The following is a 15,232-nucleotide window of genomic DNA, read 5'->3' as shown; positions in this document are numbered from 1 at the left end:
CCATGGCCTAGGTCACACTATTTTGACTGGTCATTTGTAACAAGCATCCCAAAAATTATAAAAGCGCTGCCATAGACCCTTAAAGGAAACACCAACATGGCCTTGAAAGATGCAATGCCTTCAGTACTGCTCGAAAACGTAGTCAATCTTATTCATGCAAAAGTTCCTACTACACAAGTAAAACAGGTAGAGCAGTTTGCCACCTGTCTGTATGCCCACATGTCGAAAGACGATCTTAAGTCCCGTAACGACAGCGATCTTTATGGTGCAGTATTAAGTTTGTGGAATGCCGCCAATATGACCGTAAAAGGCGAGTCACATATTCGGGTTTTTAATCCCAGTCAGTCGAAGCACGGTTGGCAATCAACGCATTCAATCATAGAAATCATTCAACCTGATATGCCTTTTTTAGTTGATTCTGTGGGTATGGCACTCAATCGTATCGGCATCACTACGCATATGATGCTGCATACTCCCCTGTCGATTAAGCGCACCCATGATGCAATCACTCAAGTTATCTATGGCGACGACGGCCAAGGTAAACTCGAAAAGGTTGCCGTATTCCTCATCGAGATTGACAGACTCAGTAGTAAAGATGATATTAAACAGATAGAAAAAGAGATTGCATCTGTACTTGGTGATGTTGCCGCCTCTGTCAATGACTGGGGGCCGATGTCCGCTAAGCTTGATGAAACGATTAAAGAACTTGCGACACGTCCCTACCCAGGTGAAAAGCAAGAGCTTAAAGAGGCCACTGACTTCCTTAACTATCTGAATAATCATCACTTCACCCTGCTCGGATATCGTCGGTATGACTTACATAAAGTTGAAGGCGATCTTGAGCTGATCCCCGATACGACATCAAGCTTAGGCTTGATGAACATCCCTGGTAAACCTCAGCCAGAGGTTGGATTGTTATTGTCTAGCTTTTCAGAAAGCGCACGTAAAGAAGCCCTAGATCATAGCTTGCTACTGCTGACCAAGAGCAGCGAAAAAAGCCGGGTCCATCGTCCCGCTTATGTGGATTATGTTGGCGTTAAGCGTTTCGATAAGCAAGGTAACGTGATAGGCGAAGATAGATTCTTAGGCCTTTATGCCTCGAATCTGTATAACCGTAGCCCACGTGAAATTCCACTATTGGCCGAAAAAGTCCAGCGCGTGCTGGACCGCTCAGGGTTAACACCTCGCTCTCACGATTATAAAGCCTTAATGCATATACTTGAGACCTTGCCCAGAGATGAACTCATACAAGGTAATGTAGATGAGCTGGCTTATGTCGCTCACGGCGTACTCGAGATGCAAGACCGAGATAAGTTAAAGCTGTTTGTGCGTAAAGATGGCTTCGGACGCTTCTTCTCTTGTCTGGTCTATGTGTCTAAAGACAGGTACAACACTAAGTTACGTGAAGATACTCAACGTATTTTGGCTCAGCATTTTAACAGCGATGCCGAGGTTGAGTTTACCACCTATTTTTCAGAATCAACTCTTGCGCGTACTCACTATATAGTGAAAGTCGACAACAACAGCATGGATGTAGACGTGGCTGCCATTGAAAATAATTTAACCGAAGCCGCTCGTTCTTGGGAAGATAAGCTTAATGATTCCCTCAACAGTGCCCGTGGCGAAGAGTCTGGCACCAGGCTCATGAAGCGTTATATCACCGCATTCCCACGTAGCTATCAAGAAGATGTATTACCCAGCTCGGCGCTTGTGGATATTTTGCAGCTCGAAGCATTGGATGATGCTCATAAACTGGGTATGCTGTTTTATCTCCCCCAGGAAACAATATTAAATAATAGTAAAGTGCGCTTGAAGCTGTTTCATAAGGATGAGCCGATCCATCTTTCTGATGTCTTGCCTATGCTGGAGAATTTCGGTCTTAGAGTGATCAATGAGCGTCCCTATGAGATAAAAACCTCCGATGGCAATACTTATTGGATCTTAGACTTCCTGATGACAGTTCAGGGCTCTACCACTGAAAATGTTGCAGAGAGTCAAGACAGATTCCAGGATGCGCTTTATCAGGTATGGAAGAAGCAACTTGAGGACGATGGTTTTAACCGTTTAGTGCTGGCAACGGGTCTTAGCGGTCGCGAAGTGTCTATACTGCGTGCTTATGCGAAATACATGCGTCAAATAGATGCGACATTCAGCCAAGCGTATATCGAAGAGACATTTACCCGCTATCCTCAGCTCGCCGATCTGCTGGTTAAAATGTTCATTCGTAAGTTTAACCCCAAACTTAAGACCCGCACCTTGGGCAAGTTTGTTGAACAGATAGACTTACGATTAGAGGACGTGTCTAGCTTAGATGATGACAGAATTATTCGTCGTTATTTAGACCTTATCAATGCCACATTAAGGACTAACTTCTATCAAACTGCCGATGACGGGGCTGTTAAGCCTTATGTGTCATTTAAGTTTGCCCCGGAAGAGATCCCCGAGATGCCACGTCCGCTGCCCAAATTTGAGATATTTGTCTACTCACCGAGAGTAGAAGGTGTACACCTTAGGGGCGGGAAAGTAGCCCGTGGTGGCCTGCGTTGGTCTGACAGACGTGAAGATTTCAGAACTGAAGTGCTGGGCTTAGTTAAGGCGCAGCAAGTGAAGAATACCGTGATTGTTCCCGTTGGAGCGAAAGGTGGATTCGTCTGTAAGCAGCTGCCAACAGATGGCGGCCGCGAAGCCTACTTCTCTGAAGGTCAGGCATGTTATCGGATATTCATTCGTGGTCTACTGGACATCTCAGATAACATCATCGAAGGTGAAGTTATCCCACCCAAGAACGTTGTACGCCATGATGACGACGACCCTTACCTGGTTGTTGCTGCTGATAAAGGCACGGCGACCTTCTCAGATATCGCTAACAGTATCTCTGAGGAGTATAATTTTTGGTTAGGTGACGCATTCGCCTCCGGTGGCAGCAATGGCTACGATCACAAGAAGATGGGGATCACGGCTCGTGGTGCTTGGGAGTCGGTTAAACGTCATTTCCGTGAAATAGGTATCGATTGCCAGACCACTGATTTCACCTGTTTAGCCATTGGCGATATGGCGGGAGATGTATTTGGTAATGGCATGTTGCTCTCGGAGCATATCCGTCTCGTTGCGGCGTTCAACCATCTGCATATCTTCATCGATCCAAACCCTGATGCAGCATCGAGTTATAAGGAACGTGCTCGTTTATTCGACTTGCCTCGTTCTAGCTGGGATGATTACAATAAGGAATTGATCTCTAAAGGGGGCGGGATATTCTTACGCTCGGCTAAGAAGATCCCTCTGTCTGCAGAGATGAAGGAGATGTTAGGCACCAAGAAGACGACGATGACGCCGACAGAGCTGCTTAAAGAGCTGCTGAAGATGAATGTCGATCTTATCTGGAATGGTGGCATAGGTACGTATGTGAAGGCATCGACTGAAACTCACGCGGAAGTGGGTGATAGAGCGAATGACGCACTGCGTGTTAATGGTGACGAAGTTAACGCAAGAATCATAGGTGAAGGCGGTAACTTAGGTTGTACTCAGCTAGGCCGTATTGAGTATGCTACCCAAGGTGGCCGTATTAATACCGATTTCGTTGATAATGTCGGTGGCGTCGATTGTTCCGATAATGAAGTGAATATTAAGATCTTGCTTAATGCCCTGGTTGCCGATGGTGAGATGACACTTAAGCAACGTAACCGTCTCTTGGTCGAGATGACAGATGAAGTCGGCCGTATCGTCCTTCAGGATTGTAACGATCAAACCCGGACAATTTCAGTGACCCAGGTTCGTGGCGCTGAGCAGTTAAAAGAGCAGATCCGCTTCATTCACTATCTGGAGAAAAATGGCAAGCTAGATAGGGGACTCGAGTTCCTGCCTTCGGAAGATGAGCTGGCAGAACGCTTAGCGAACGGTAAGCCCTTGACTCGTCCTGAGTTATCTGTACTGGTTGCATACGCAAAAATGGTGCTAAAAGAGCAGTTATTGACACCAGAAATTACCGAAGACCCCTTCTTGAGTCAATTACTGATTGCTTATTTCCCACAGCAATTACAAGAGAGATACAGCGACCGCATGGCTGCTCACCCTCTGCGCGGCGAGATCATAGCGACTTCATTGGCCAATGAGTTGGTGAATGATTTGGGCTTGAATTTTGTTCAACGTATGCAAGATGAGACTGGCGCTTCAGTCGCCGAAGCCGCGATTTGTTATACCATGGCTCGTGAAGTATTTGGTTTAGCTGATTTAACGAAAGAGATCACTTCACTCAATGGTATTATCCCTGCGGTAGTACAAGGCGAGATGTTGCATCAATTACGTCGTAATATTCGTCGAGCCTGTCGCTGGTTCCTGCGCCATCGTAATCGCAGTCACAGCATTGAGCAGTCTGTCGCGTTTTTCAGTCCTGTGTTCGCCGATTTAAAAGCCAATGTTCATGGCTATATCGTTGAAGCCGAAGTTAAAGGCATACAAGCTGAAATTGCGGCACTGGTGAAAGAGGGGGTCAATGAACCCATAGCGACGAATGTGGTTAACATGAGCACGCTATTTTCTGCACTGGATATTGCTCAAATTGCTGAGTTAGAAAGTAAGCCTATTGCACTGGTTGCCCAAACTTACTTCAAGCTAGGTGCACGTGTTGATCTGCATTGGTTCCTCGATCAGATCAATGAACAACCAGTCGCTAACCACTGGCAAGCACTTGCCAGAGCGGCATTTAGAGAAGAGTTAGATTGGCAACAGCGCTCACTGAGTTCAGTGGTGCTAAGATCATGTACCTCAACTTGTGATGCTGATACCATGATCGATCAGTGGATAGACTCTAATCAGGGCTTGTTGGAGAGATGGTTCCATATGCTCGCAGACTTTAAAACTTCGCAAAGCCATGAGTTTGCTAAGTTCTCTGTCGCCTTACGTGAGCTAAATCTTTTGATTCTTCATTGTGAAGGTTAAAAGTACATAATAATATTAATCAGCCCTGGCATTTGCCGGGGCTTTTTTCGGCCTAGGAGAAAGCATGTTTTACAAAATCGCTCAACAAGTCATGTTCCAAATGGATCCTGAGAGAGCGCACCATATCGCACTCAGCAGCCTTAAATCCACGGCGAATAGCCCGTTAAATTGTTTCTACGCCCAGACGTTTGAACAAGCACCTGTTGAGTTTATGGGGATAACCTTTCCTAATCCTGTCGGTTTAGCCGCAGGTATGGACAAGGATGGTGAATGTATAGACGGTTTTCATGCTATGGGTTTTGGACATATCGAAGTGGGCACAGTCACACCCAAGCCCCAGGCAGGTAATGAGCAACCACGTCTATTTAGATTAACGCCTGCAAAAGCCATAATCAATAGAATGGGTTTCAATAATAAGGGAGTCGATAATCTTATTACTAACCTAAAAAAGGTAAAATCCGCTGCCTTGGTTGGCGTCAATATCGGTAAGAATAAAGATACTCCGGTAGAGCAGGGCAAGGATGATTATTTGATCTGTATGGAGAAAGTGTACCCATACGCGGCATATATTACTGTTAATATTTCCTCTCCAAATACACCTGGTTTGAGAAGTTTGCAGTATGGGGATCTGCTCGACGATCTCTTGAGATCACTTAAAGAGAAGCAGAAAGATCTCGCACTCAAGCATGGCAAGTATGTGCCTCTGGCATTAAAGATCGCGCCTGATTTAACCCCTGATGAAATTGAGAAGATTGCCGTTTCGCTCATTCGCAACAAATTTGATGGGGCTATTGCTACCAATACCACCTTAAGCCGTGATGGTGTTAGCGGGCTTGTCAATGCAAATGAAGCTGGCGGGCTAAGTGGTAAGCCACTGAATTCATTGTCTACATCTGTAATAAAACAACTTTCAGATTGTCTTCAAGGTGAGGTGCCTATCATAGGTGTTGGTGGCATTAACTCAGCAGCCGACGCGCTAGATAAACTTGATGCGGGAGCCAGTATGGTGCAAATATTTTCAGGATTTATTTATCAGGGACCTGAATTAATTAAAGACATAGTCAATGCATATCGAGTTCGCTAATTAAGCGATCGTTTTTCAGGGCTATTTAAGATCGCGCGATCGCAATTTGATCGCGTATGGTCGTTGTAAGATGCTGTTATCTGGTTCAATTTATTTTCATTATTTTTTGATATTGAGCAAAATATCATCTATTATCGATTTGTATTCTATATAAAGGTAAAGGTTATGTTATTAATGCCAACAAGGGGTTGGCAATGGAAATGTAATGATGCGTATGGAGTGTTAAGCGTATCCTTAGGCTCAGAGATGGATTTTTTGACCCCTTATAAAATGAAAACCTTAATTCCTGATGCTTTAATGGCGTTAGAGTTTGATATGAGTCATGCCAAATTTTATATTGAGTTTCTAGATCTTCTCTCAAAGTCATTACGCATAACGGGGGCTTTGCAAGTTCAGCTAGCGCTCAATGCCACTGCTGCACATTTTCTTTTAAAACCACAAATGCCTAAGTCATGGTTTTTCTCTACCAGTAGTATGTGTGTCTTTAGCGAGCTGGGTAAAATTTTTCACTTGTCTTGTCAGGGGGAAAAAGCACGAGTCTTGGTCGTTGACACGAGTGTTCAAGCCTCATTGGTGATGTTACTGGACCAAGAGTTACCACTGAGTGATAGCAAATCACTGGGTCAATTCGAATGTATTAAAGTGATGCACGATAGACTGCATCCCATCATGGTTAATCGGCAGATTGTGGCGGCATAATTTAGTCTACTAGCAAGCTCCAGTTCCAGTTTCAGTTCTCATCCAGTGGCTATCATAGATAAGCGCTTTAGCTAGCATCATTTCAACTCATGTTAATTAAAACTTATGTTCGATAAGAGCCATAAAAAGTGGAGTCAGATTGGCTCTTACACTGCCCCAACCCGCGTCCGATTTAACGTCTTAGGCTAAGGTTAACGAGTTTCTTCTTGCCTCCGCGCCTCCGCAGTGGGCTGTCTTGCTACAAGCAAGTCGATCATAACGGGAATAATCTCCATGAGAGCCAATAACTTTTTATCATTTCGGTGCTCATCAAGGTATAATGTCTGATTAATTTTTACTGTGTGTCTATCTATACGATGTTAAATTTTTTTGCTGCGGCTCCTAGGGGCTATGAATATGCGTTATCACTCGAGTTAGCTGAGCTCGGTGCCTCTGGAATCAAAGAGAGCGTGGCGGGTGTCTACTTTACGGCATCTCTCGAGCTAGGTTATCGAATTACGCTTTGGTCACGTTTGGCGAGTCGAATCATTTTCGTCATCCACAAAGGGCCATGCGAGTCACCTGAGCAGCTCTATAATGCTGCTTATGGTATAGATTGGCAGATGCAGTTTTCTAATCGCAGCACATTTAGCGTCGATTTTCACGGTCAAGGTGGTTTCATCAATAACACCATGTACGGTGCACTCAAGATAAAAGATGCCATCGTCGATCGTTTTCGCGACGATGATTTTTCAAGGCCAGATGTCTCTCGCGACAATGCAGATTTTCGAATCGACGCCCACTACCGTCGTGGAGAGATAACCATAGGCTTGAATTTCTCCGGACCTGCTCTGCATAAGCGTGGTTATCGCTCGACCACAGGTGAAGCCCCTTTAAAAGAGAATCTTGCCGCAAATATGCTGGTGCGTAGTGGCTGGAAGCAAGATCCTGTTTCACTGCTCGACCCTTTCTGTGGTAGTGGCACTATCTTGATTGAAGCTGCCATGATGGCTTGTGATATTGCGCCGGGTCTTCATCGTGAGCGCTTTGGTTTTGAGCATTGGCTGAGACATAATGACAAACATTGGCAAGAATTACTCAATGAGGCTCGTGCTCGAGCCTCTATAGGCATAACCCGCTGTACCACTAAATTTTATGGGTCAGACATACAGCCTCATCTCATCTCTATCGCTAAACAAAACGCAGAAAATGCCGGTGTGAGTGACTTAATCGAATTTAATGTTAGCGATGTTTTAGAGGTTAAAGTACCGGAAGCATCGGGTTACCTTATCAGTAACCCTCCCTACGGTGAACGTTTAGGCACAGTTACTGAGCTGCTCCAGCTCTATTATCAGTTGGGTGATAAGTTTAAGGCTGAATTTGGTGGCTGGAAACTAGCCATGTTAAACAGTGATAAAGAGCTGTTATCCGCCTTGAAGCTCAAAGCCGATAAACAGATGAAGATGAGTAATGGTCCACTGGATTGTGCATTCAATCTTTATACTGTTCATGCTGATAATACTCGCCGCGTCGACCCTGAGAATATCAAGAGAGACGGTGATGTTAGCGATATTGCCGTGCCTTTCGCTAATCGGATTAAGAAGAATTATAAGCAACTTAAGAAGTGGGCTAAGAAAGAGGGTATCGACAGTTACCGTATCTATGATGCCGATCTACCAGATTATAAAGTTGCCATCGATAAATACCTGGATTATGTCGTTATACAAGAGTATACCGCGCCAATGGATATTCCCGAGTCTGTGACCAAGCGTCGTTTGACCGATGTGCTTATTGCCTTACCGAGCGCGATTGGTATCGATCCTAAGAACATCATCTTGAAGAAGCGTGAGCGTCAAAAAGGCACTAATCAGTATGAGAAGCTCTCAACGACTAAGCTTGAGCTTATCACCACTGAATATGACGCCAAATTTAAGTTAAACCTTAAAGAGTATCTCGATACCGGCCTTTTTCTCGATCATAGGCTCACCCGTAAACTCGTGGGTGAAAAGTCTAACAATCGCGATGTCCTCAATCTGTTTGCCTATACGGGGACGGCTTCGGTACATGCTGCACTCGGCGGGGCGAAAACGGTGACGACCGTAGATATGTCTAATACCTATATTAGCTGGGCGAAAGAGAATTTTGCCTTAAATGGGTTAAATGACAATAAGTATTCGTTCGTACAGGCCGACTGTTTGACTTGGATCAAACGTACCCGTGATACTTATGACTTCATCTTTATCGATCCGCCGACGTTTTCAAACTCGAAGCGCATGGAAGATTCCTTCGATGTATTGCGTGATCATGTGGCTTTACTGTCGGACTTGATTAAAATTCTCAGGCCGGGTGGCGAGATCATCTTTTCCAACAATAAGCGTAAGTTTAAGATGGAGATAGCAGCCCTCGAAGCTGTTGGCATTAACGTTGAAAATATCGACAGCCAAACTTTACCGATGGATTTTAAGCGTAACCCACAGATCCATAATACCTGGCTGCTAACGCATGCCGAGTAAGTCCTATATCTTGTTCCACACAGATGCGTGTCATCTGTGTGAGTTAGCCGAGCAGTTGATTGTGATGTCTGGTATCTCATACATAAAAACAGACATCTGTGATGATGAAAAGCTAGCTGAACAATATGGCATTCGTATCCCCGTGCTAAAACAGATAGATTCTCAAAATGAGCTCAATTGGCCATTTGATGAAGATGTATTAAAGAAATTTTTAGGAGCATAAATTGAGTCTTGTTCGTATTAATAGTGGCTCTCTAGCCTATGGCTACACCCCACTATTACAAAAAGCTGATTTTACCATTGAACCTGGTGAGCGCGTCTGTATCGTTGGCCGCAATGGTACCGGTAAGTCCAGCCTGATGAAAGTATTGAGCGGCGATGTCTTGCTCGATGAGGGCGAATTTAATATCGCCAGCAACGTTAAGGTGAGTCGTTTACAGCAAGATCCACCCAAAGCCGAGCAAGGCTCTGTCTACTCCTACATTTCCGCCGGCCTGCAAGAGGTGGGTGAAAAGCTAGAACGATATCATCAGCTGGCCCACGATGTCGGCACCGCAGAGCCGGAGCAGATGGACCGCATGCTTAAGCAAATGGAGCGGCTTCAGGAAGATATTGATCACCTCAATGGTTGGCAGTTAGACAGTCGTATTAATCAGAACTGTGAACTATTGGGTCTAGACCCCGACAGTACCTTGACTGAATTGTCGGGTGGCTGGCAACGTAAGGTCGCCTTGGCCAGAGCCTTGGTCAGTGAGCCTGATTTGTTATTACTCGATGAGCCTACCAACCATCTGGATATCGATACTATCGAATGGTTGGAGCAGTTTTTGTTAAGTTACAAGGGCGCTATCGTATTTATCAGCCACGATAGGGGCTTTATTCAACGTATGGCGACCCGCATTGTCGATCTCGATCGCGGTGTCATTACCTCCTGGCCTGGTAGCTACCAGGTATATCTCGATGGCAAGGCCGAATGGTTACGCGTCGAAGCCGAGCAAAATGCGCTATTTGATAAGCGATTAGCGGAAGAAGAAACCTGGATCCGTCAGGGTGTGAAGGCCAGACGCACACGTAACGAAGGTCGCGTTCGTGCATTAAAGGCGTTGCGAGTCGAACGTATGGCGCGCCTCAATCGACAAGGCGGGGCTAAGATGGCCGTGGCCGATACCGATCGTTCAGGCAAGCTTGTTTTCGATATCGAAAACCTGAACTACAACCTGCCAGACAAGAACTTGGTCAAGGATTTTACCTCGGCTGTGATGCGCGGAGACCGAATCGCGCTGATTGGTCCCAATGGTTGTGGCAAATCGACCTTAGTCAAACTTTTGATTGGTCAACTAGAGGCACAGTCGGGTAGTATCAAGGTAGGAACTAAGCTCGAAATAGCCTACTTCGATCAATACAGAGAAGCGCTCGATCCTGAGAAAACAGTGGAAGAGAACGTAGGTGAAGGTAAGAAAACCGTCACCATTAATGGCCAAGACCGTCATATTTTGAGCTANCTACAAGACTTCCTCTTCTCGCCGATGAGAGCGAGAACGCCGGTGAAGGCACTCTCAGGTGGTGAGAAAAACCGTTTATTGCTAGCACGTCTGTTGTTAAGACCGGCTAACTTAATTATTCTGGATGAGCCAACTAACGACCTTGATATTGAGACCCTGGAATTGTTAGAGTCTTTGTTAGCCGATTATAAGGGCACTTTACTCTTAGTGAGCCATGACAGGGCCTTTATCGACAATACAGTGACCAGCAGTTGGTGGTTCACCGGTAACGGTGGCTGGAGTGAATATGTTGGTGGCTATGAGGATGCCGTGTCTCAAGGTGCTAAATTTTATTCTGAGGAACCTCAGGCAGCAAAGAGTGTCCAACCTCTGAAGGTTGAGGTTAAACTCGCAGAAAAGCCCAAAATCGAAAAGAAGTTATCGTATAAACTTCAACGTGAACTCGAATCGCTACCTGCCAAGATGGAGCAGTTAGAAGCGGAAGTTGCAGCTTTGCAAGAGAAAGTGACTGCGTCAGATTTTTATGCTCAAGCGCAAGATAAAATTAATCTCCAACTCGGTCAACTCGCCGACAAAGAGCAGGAGTTGGAAGTGTGCTTCGAGCGATGGGAAGCGCTAGAGTCGCTCAAGTAATACAAAATTAAAACTAGAAATAGCCAAGGGAATAGTGTTAATGAAGTTGAAATTGGATAAAGCCCTATCATTAGTTGCAGTAGGTGTAATTGGTGTTCTGCAAGGTGCCAATGCTGCACCTATATATGAAATTAAAAATCTGGACCAAATTTATGACCAGAAAGACGGCGCTGATTTAATCGGTACGTTACAAGCGACTCGAAGTGGCTACGGCATGGCGATCAATGCCAATGGCGAGTCACTGGGCATTGCTAAGGGTAAAAAAAAGCTGAATGTTCCAGATGATGAAGATGATGATGGTGTTATCGATATCGAAGATGGCATCCCGCTAGAAGAAAAGATTACCTTTTCAATCAATAAACCTATTTTAGCCAATAACTTCACCTTCACCGCTGATGAAAATGATCCAACATCGACGCCTTGGTTACCGACTTTTGACAGCGTCAATGGCACCACAGATCCCAGTTTAACGGATGCTGAAGTACCTGCTACGATTAATTCTGTCGATGTCTACTTTTTCGGTATCAATGACTCAGGGCTTAAAGTCGGCTCGATGACGGCTAAAGAGCAGACTGAGCCCTATACCGGCAGTAAGGATGATCAAGATTTCTGGTATTACAGAGAGTTCGAAGAACGTGGTTTTATTAAAGATGCTGATGGGAACGAAACTCAGTTAATCCCACCATTAACCATTTACACCAAAGATGATACCACAGTCAATATAGGCGGTTTCTCGGTAGCCAGTAAGGTAAATGCTAGCGGGTTAGTCGTTGGCTATGCAGGCAGCGCATTATCTAATGCCGCAGAAGATGACATCGATGACTGCATCGCAAGCGACAGTGTTCCAGTGAATATCTGTGTTCAGAACCTGCAATTTCCCGATGTTAATAATAATAATCGTGTTTACATTAATTATCAGGTACGTGGTTATGTATGGCAGGTTAATGCCGAAGGTGCAGTGACCGCTGAATATGAGCTACCTCTAGGGTTAACTCCAAGTTCTGATAGTTATGTTTATTCGGCTCAAGCTTTGGGGGTCAATAGCCAAGGTGCTATCGTAGGACGTTCTCATGTTTACCGTCGTGGCGATAAAGATAAGCTGGCTTATGACGCCGCATACTGGATTAAGAACGAGGCTAGCGGTGAATATGACTATCACTGGATAGACATGATAGACGATAGATATCAATCTATTGCTTATGATATTAACGACAATGGCATCTTAGTGGGCAGCTATAAGCAATACCTGCAAGGATACCCGAGAGATAAATTCTTCTATTTCGATACTAACGGCACTGAAGGCATAGTGACCCCCTATGATTTTAGCAGCAGCACTGGAATTTCAGATCTAAGCAGCAAGCCAAAAGATATCAACAACAAGGGTCAGGTAGTCGGATATATCGAAACCACCCATGATAAGGAAAAGCCGCGTCCTAAGGCGGGTTTCTTGTTTGATAAAGAGACCGATGAGTTTAGAAATCTTAACCAGCTGCTAACGTGTGAGTCTAAGGGCTTTGAGAAGGTCGATGATAACTGGGTACGTAAAGCCGTTGAAGTCGCAGATGGCTCGGGTAAGACACTCTTCTACAATGAAGATCTTGTGGTTGTCGAGGCTAATGGCATCAATGAAGCGGGGACTATCGTAGGTACAGTGTCGGTGCGTAAGCCTGTGTACAAATTCGATCTAGCTGGTAACCTGGTCTTAGGTGATAATGGTCTGCCTATCTTCGAAGTGGATGGCAATGGGGCTCCTCTGACATCTTATCTGCCTCGCTCTGTGGTATTACAAACGAATGGAGCAGAAGCGACCGATGAGTGGCTAGCAGCGAATAACTGTGCCGATACCAATGAAGAACCCGATGATTATGTGCGTAAAGGCGCGGCCAGTTTTGCCTGGTTGTTTGCTTTACCCTTACTCTGGTTCCGTCGTCGCGACTCGAAGAAATAGCACAAATATTTATGTTAAATAATCAAGAGCAGTGCTTGTTATAGCGGGTACAGACTCTTGTAGAACAAGATCATAGAAAAGTCGAGGCCAATGCCTCGATTTTTTTTGTCCAAAAAACTCAACAGCTTAAAAAATAACCATGAATATTGGTTAGATTTTAATTGATTTCGAGTCAAAAAAGATCTATTTCTATCAAGTGAAGCTATTGCTTCTTTGAATGTAAAACAGAGGATGCTTGCATGAAAAGACAAAAAAGAGATCGTTTAGACAGAGCTTTTTCGAAAGGATTTCAAGCCGGAGTTGGCGGCCGCTCAAAGGAGAATTGTCCGTACTCGACACTTGATTCTAAGTCACAGTGGTTAGGGGGGTGGCGCGAAGGCGTAGATGGCCGAATAACTGGCTTATTTAATAAGTAACGCAGCATTTTGCCCTCCTGGTAACAGTAAACTGTAGCCGAAGAGGGCATTTTTATATCTGCTTTATTAATCTTAAAACCACAATGACAACAATAAAGTCTAGAAATTACTCGTGTCGGTGAAGATGCCGACTTTCAAATCTTTAGCGCTGTAGATCTCGCGTCCATCGACTTCCATGGTTGCATCGGCGATACCCATGGTGAGTTTGCGATAAACTTTACGCTTAATCGTCAGTTTATAGGTGACTTTCTTAGCATCGGGAAGTACTTGTCCGGTAAATTTAACCTCTCCCACACCTAATGCTCGACCTTTGCCTTCGGCGCCTTCCCAACCGAGGAAGAAACCTACGAGCTGCCACATAGCATCAAGGCCCAGGCAACCCGGCATCACGGGATCGTTTTCGAAATGACAGCCGAAAAACCACAATTTCGGATCGATATCCAATTCAGCAACAATTTCACCTTTTCCGAATTCACCACCATCGGCATTTATCTTAACGATGCGATCGATCATCAACATATTGTTTATCGGCAGACGCGGCGAGTCTTTACCTAATAACTTAGCATGACCACAGGCGATAAGATCTTCTTTACTGAAACTGTTTGCATTACTCATTGATTTACTTCACTCCAACAATATGAGTCATCAAGACTAGCGAACACGTGTACGCTAAACAACTCCGATCAGCTAGAAAACTTGAATTTTCGGAGCAACTTCTCAAAAAATGTACTTTCTTCATCGGAATAGCCGGCTAAATTTGCCAATCTAGCCTGAACCAGACCATAGAGTGAATCTTCAGGAAAATTATTATTGTCATCGGCAACACCGGCTGTGACCTGCATGAGTAGCTCGACGGCTTCATCGATATGTTCTATTTGGAAGAGGCTAAACTTTTCGGCTTCAATCGCTGCGACGAGTTTCGCCGAAAGGTTGAGTTGTTGGGTGTTGGCTCTGGGGATGATGACTCCCTGACTGCCCGTTAGTCCGCGACGTTCACATAAGTTAAAGAAGCCTTCAATCTTTTCATTAACGCCTCCTATGGCTTGTACTTGACCGAACTGGTCTATGGCACCGGTTGCCGCAATACTTTGATTAATCGGCTTCTCGGTAATTGCAGAGATCAAGCTGCAGTATTCAGCAAGCGACGCGCTGTCGCCATCGATCTCTTGATAGGATTGCTCAAAGACGATGTTGGCATTTAAGTGTAACGGGGCATCTTTACCGAAGATGCGATATAAACAAGAAGATAAAATCATCATCCCCTTAGCATGTATGTTCCCCCCCAGTTCAGATTTTCTTTCTATGTCGGCGACTTCGCCATCGCCATAATGCACAGACGCGGTAATACGTGCTGGCTCTCCATAGCAGTATTCAACGGTTTCGAGTACCGTCAGAGCGTTAATTTGACCGATCCTCTCGCCATCTGTGGGTAAGTTTATAAACTTATCATCGAAGTTTTGTGCCGATAGTGTCTCAGAGGCATTATGGCGCAGCTGATAACGCGTCAAGGCGTAGGTGATGTC

At 45.0% G+C, this 15,232-nt stretch carries 10 protein-coding genes; 8 read left to right on the top strand and 2 right to left on the bottom strand.

The annotated features are described in order from the left end of the window. Positions 1–96: 96 nt before the first annotated feature. The 8 genes from HRU42_RS01950 to rmf all read left to right on the top strand — a co-directional run bounded on the left by HRU42_RS01950 (position 97) and on the right by rmf (position 13,709). Positions 97–4,935 carry an NAD-glutamate dehydrogenase gene (locus tag HRU42_RS01950; protein WP_295028524.1) on the top strand — a complete coding sequence of 1,613 codons (4,839 nt, stop codon included), beginning with the start codon at positions 97–99 and terminating at the stop codon, positions 4,933–4,935. Between the two features lie 64 nt (positions 4,936–4,999). After that, the gene (pyrD, locus tag HRU42_RS01945; RefSeq protein ID WP_295028522.1) at positions 5,000–6,019 is read left to right on the top strand and encodes a quinone-dependent dihydroorotate dehydrogenase; all 1,020 of its coding nucleotides are present in this window, start codon (positions 5,000–5,002) and stop codon (positions 6,017–6,019) included. Positions 6,020–6,184: 165 nt separating this feature from the next. Further along, positions 6,185–6,718 carry a cell division protein ZapC gene (locus HRU42_RS01940; protein WP_295028520.1) on the top strand — a complete coding sequence of 178 codons (534 nt, stop codon included), beginning with the start codon at positions 6,185–6,187 and terminating at the stop codon, positions 6,716–6,718. Between the two features lie 356 nt (positions 6,719–7,074). Beyond that, positions 7,075–9,210, top strand: a complete 2,136-nt coding sequence (rlmKL, locus tag HRU42_RS01935) for a bifunctional 23S rRNA (guanine(2069)-N(7))-methyltransferase RlmK/23S rRNA (guanine(2445)-N(2))-methyltransferase RlmL (RefSeq protein ID WP_295028518.1) — start codon at positions 7,075–7,077, stop codon at positions 9,208–9,210. Then, positions 9,200–9,433: a glutaredoxin family protein gene (locus tag HRU42_RS01930; protein WP_287948371.1), complete on the top strand. Its 234-nt coding sequence runs from the start codon at positions 9,200–9,202 to the stop codon at positions 9,431–9,433. Before rlmKL ends, HRU42_RS01930 begins: the two co-directional genes overlap by 11 nt. Position 9,434: 1 nt before the next feature. Continuing rightward, positions 9,435–11,345: an ABC transporter ATP-binding protein gene (locus HRU42_RS01925; protein ID WP_295028514.1), complete on the top strand. Its 1,911-nt coding sequence runs from the start codon at positions 9,435–9,437 to the stop codon at positions 11,343–11,345. Positions 11,346–11,385: 40 nt separating this feature from the next. After that, complete coding sequence (locus HRU42_RS01920; RefSeq protein WP_295028512.1) at positions 11,386–13,293, top strand: DUF3466 family protein; 1,908 nt, start codon at positions 11,386–11,388, stop codon at positions 13,291–13,293. A 239-nt stretch (positions 13,294–13,532) separates the two neighbouring features. Next, entirely contained in the window at positions 13,533–13,709 is a 177-nt protein-coding gene (gene rmf / locus HRU42_RS01915; RefSeq protein ID WP_077751127.1) for a ribosome modulation factor, read from the top strand. Between the two features lie 99 nt (positions 13,710–13,808). Here rmf and fabA read toward each other — a convergent pair whose 3' ends face one another. Together fabA and HRU42_RS01905 are read right to left on the bottom strand one after the other, a co-directional pair. After that, positions 13,809–14,324 (bottom strand): bifunctional 3-hydroxydecanoyl-ACP dehydratase/trans-2-decenoyl-ACP isomerase, encoded by a 516-nt coding sequence (gene fabA / locus HRU42_RS01910; protein ID WP_193631539.1) that lies wholly within the window; start codon positions 14,322–14,324, stop codon positions 13,809–13,811. 68 nt (positions 14,325–14,392) lie between these two features. After that, a partial coding sequence (locus HRU42_RS01905) for a S16 family serine protease (RefSeq protein ID WP_295028507.1) occupies positions 14,393–15,232 on the bottom strand: 840 nt, incomplete at its 5' end.

Source organism: Shewanella sp., assembly GCF_013214165.1.
GTDB lineage: Bacteria > Pseudomonadota > Gammaproteobacteria > Enterobacterales > Shewanellaceae > Shewanella.
This window is presented reverse-complemented; position numbering and strand designations above follow the sequence as displayed.

Excerpts from the sequence above, each read along its gene's own strand:
- HRU42_RS01930 (WP_287948371.1), top strand. The coding sequence starts at position 9,200 with ATGCCGAGTAAGTCCTATATCTTGTTCCACACAGATGCGTGTCATCTG.
- rlmKL (WP_295028518.1), top strand. The coding sequence starts at position 7,075 with ATGTTAAATTTTTTTGCTGCGGCTCCTAGGGGCTATGAATATGCGTTA.
- fabA (WP_193631539.1), bottom strand. The coding sequence starts at position 14,324 with ATGAGTAATGCAAACAGTTTCAGTAAAGAAGATCTTATCGCCTGTGGT.
- pyrD (WP_295028522.1), top strand. The coding sequence starts at position 5,000 with ATGTTTTACAAAATCGCTCAACAAGTCATGTTCCAAATGGATCCTGAG.
- HRU42_RS01940 (WP_295028520.1), top strand. The coding sequence starts at position 6,185 with ATGTTATTAATGCCAACAAGGGGTTGGCAATGGAAATGTAATGATGCG.
- HRU42_RS01920 (WP_295028512.1), top strand. The coding sequence starts at position 11,386 with ATGAAGTTGAAATTGGATAAAGCCCTATCATTAGTTGCAGTAGGTGTA.
- rmf (WP_077751127.1), top strand. The coding sequence starts at position 13,533 with ATGAAAAGACAAAAAAGAGATCGTTTAGACAGAGCTTTTTCGAAAGGA.
- HRU42_RS01950 (WP_295028524.1), top strand. The coding sequence starts at position 97 with ATGGCCTTGAAAGATGCAATGCCTTCAGTACTGCTCGAAAACGTAGTC.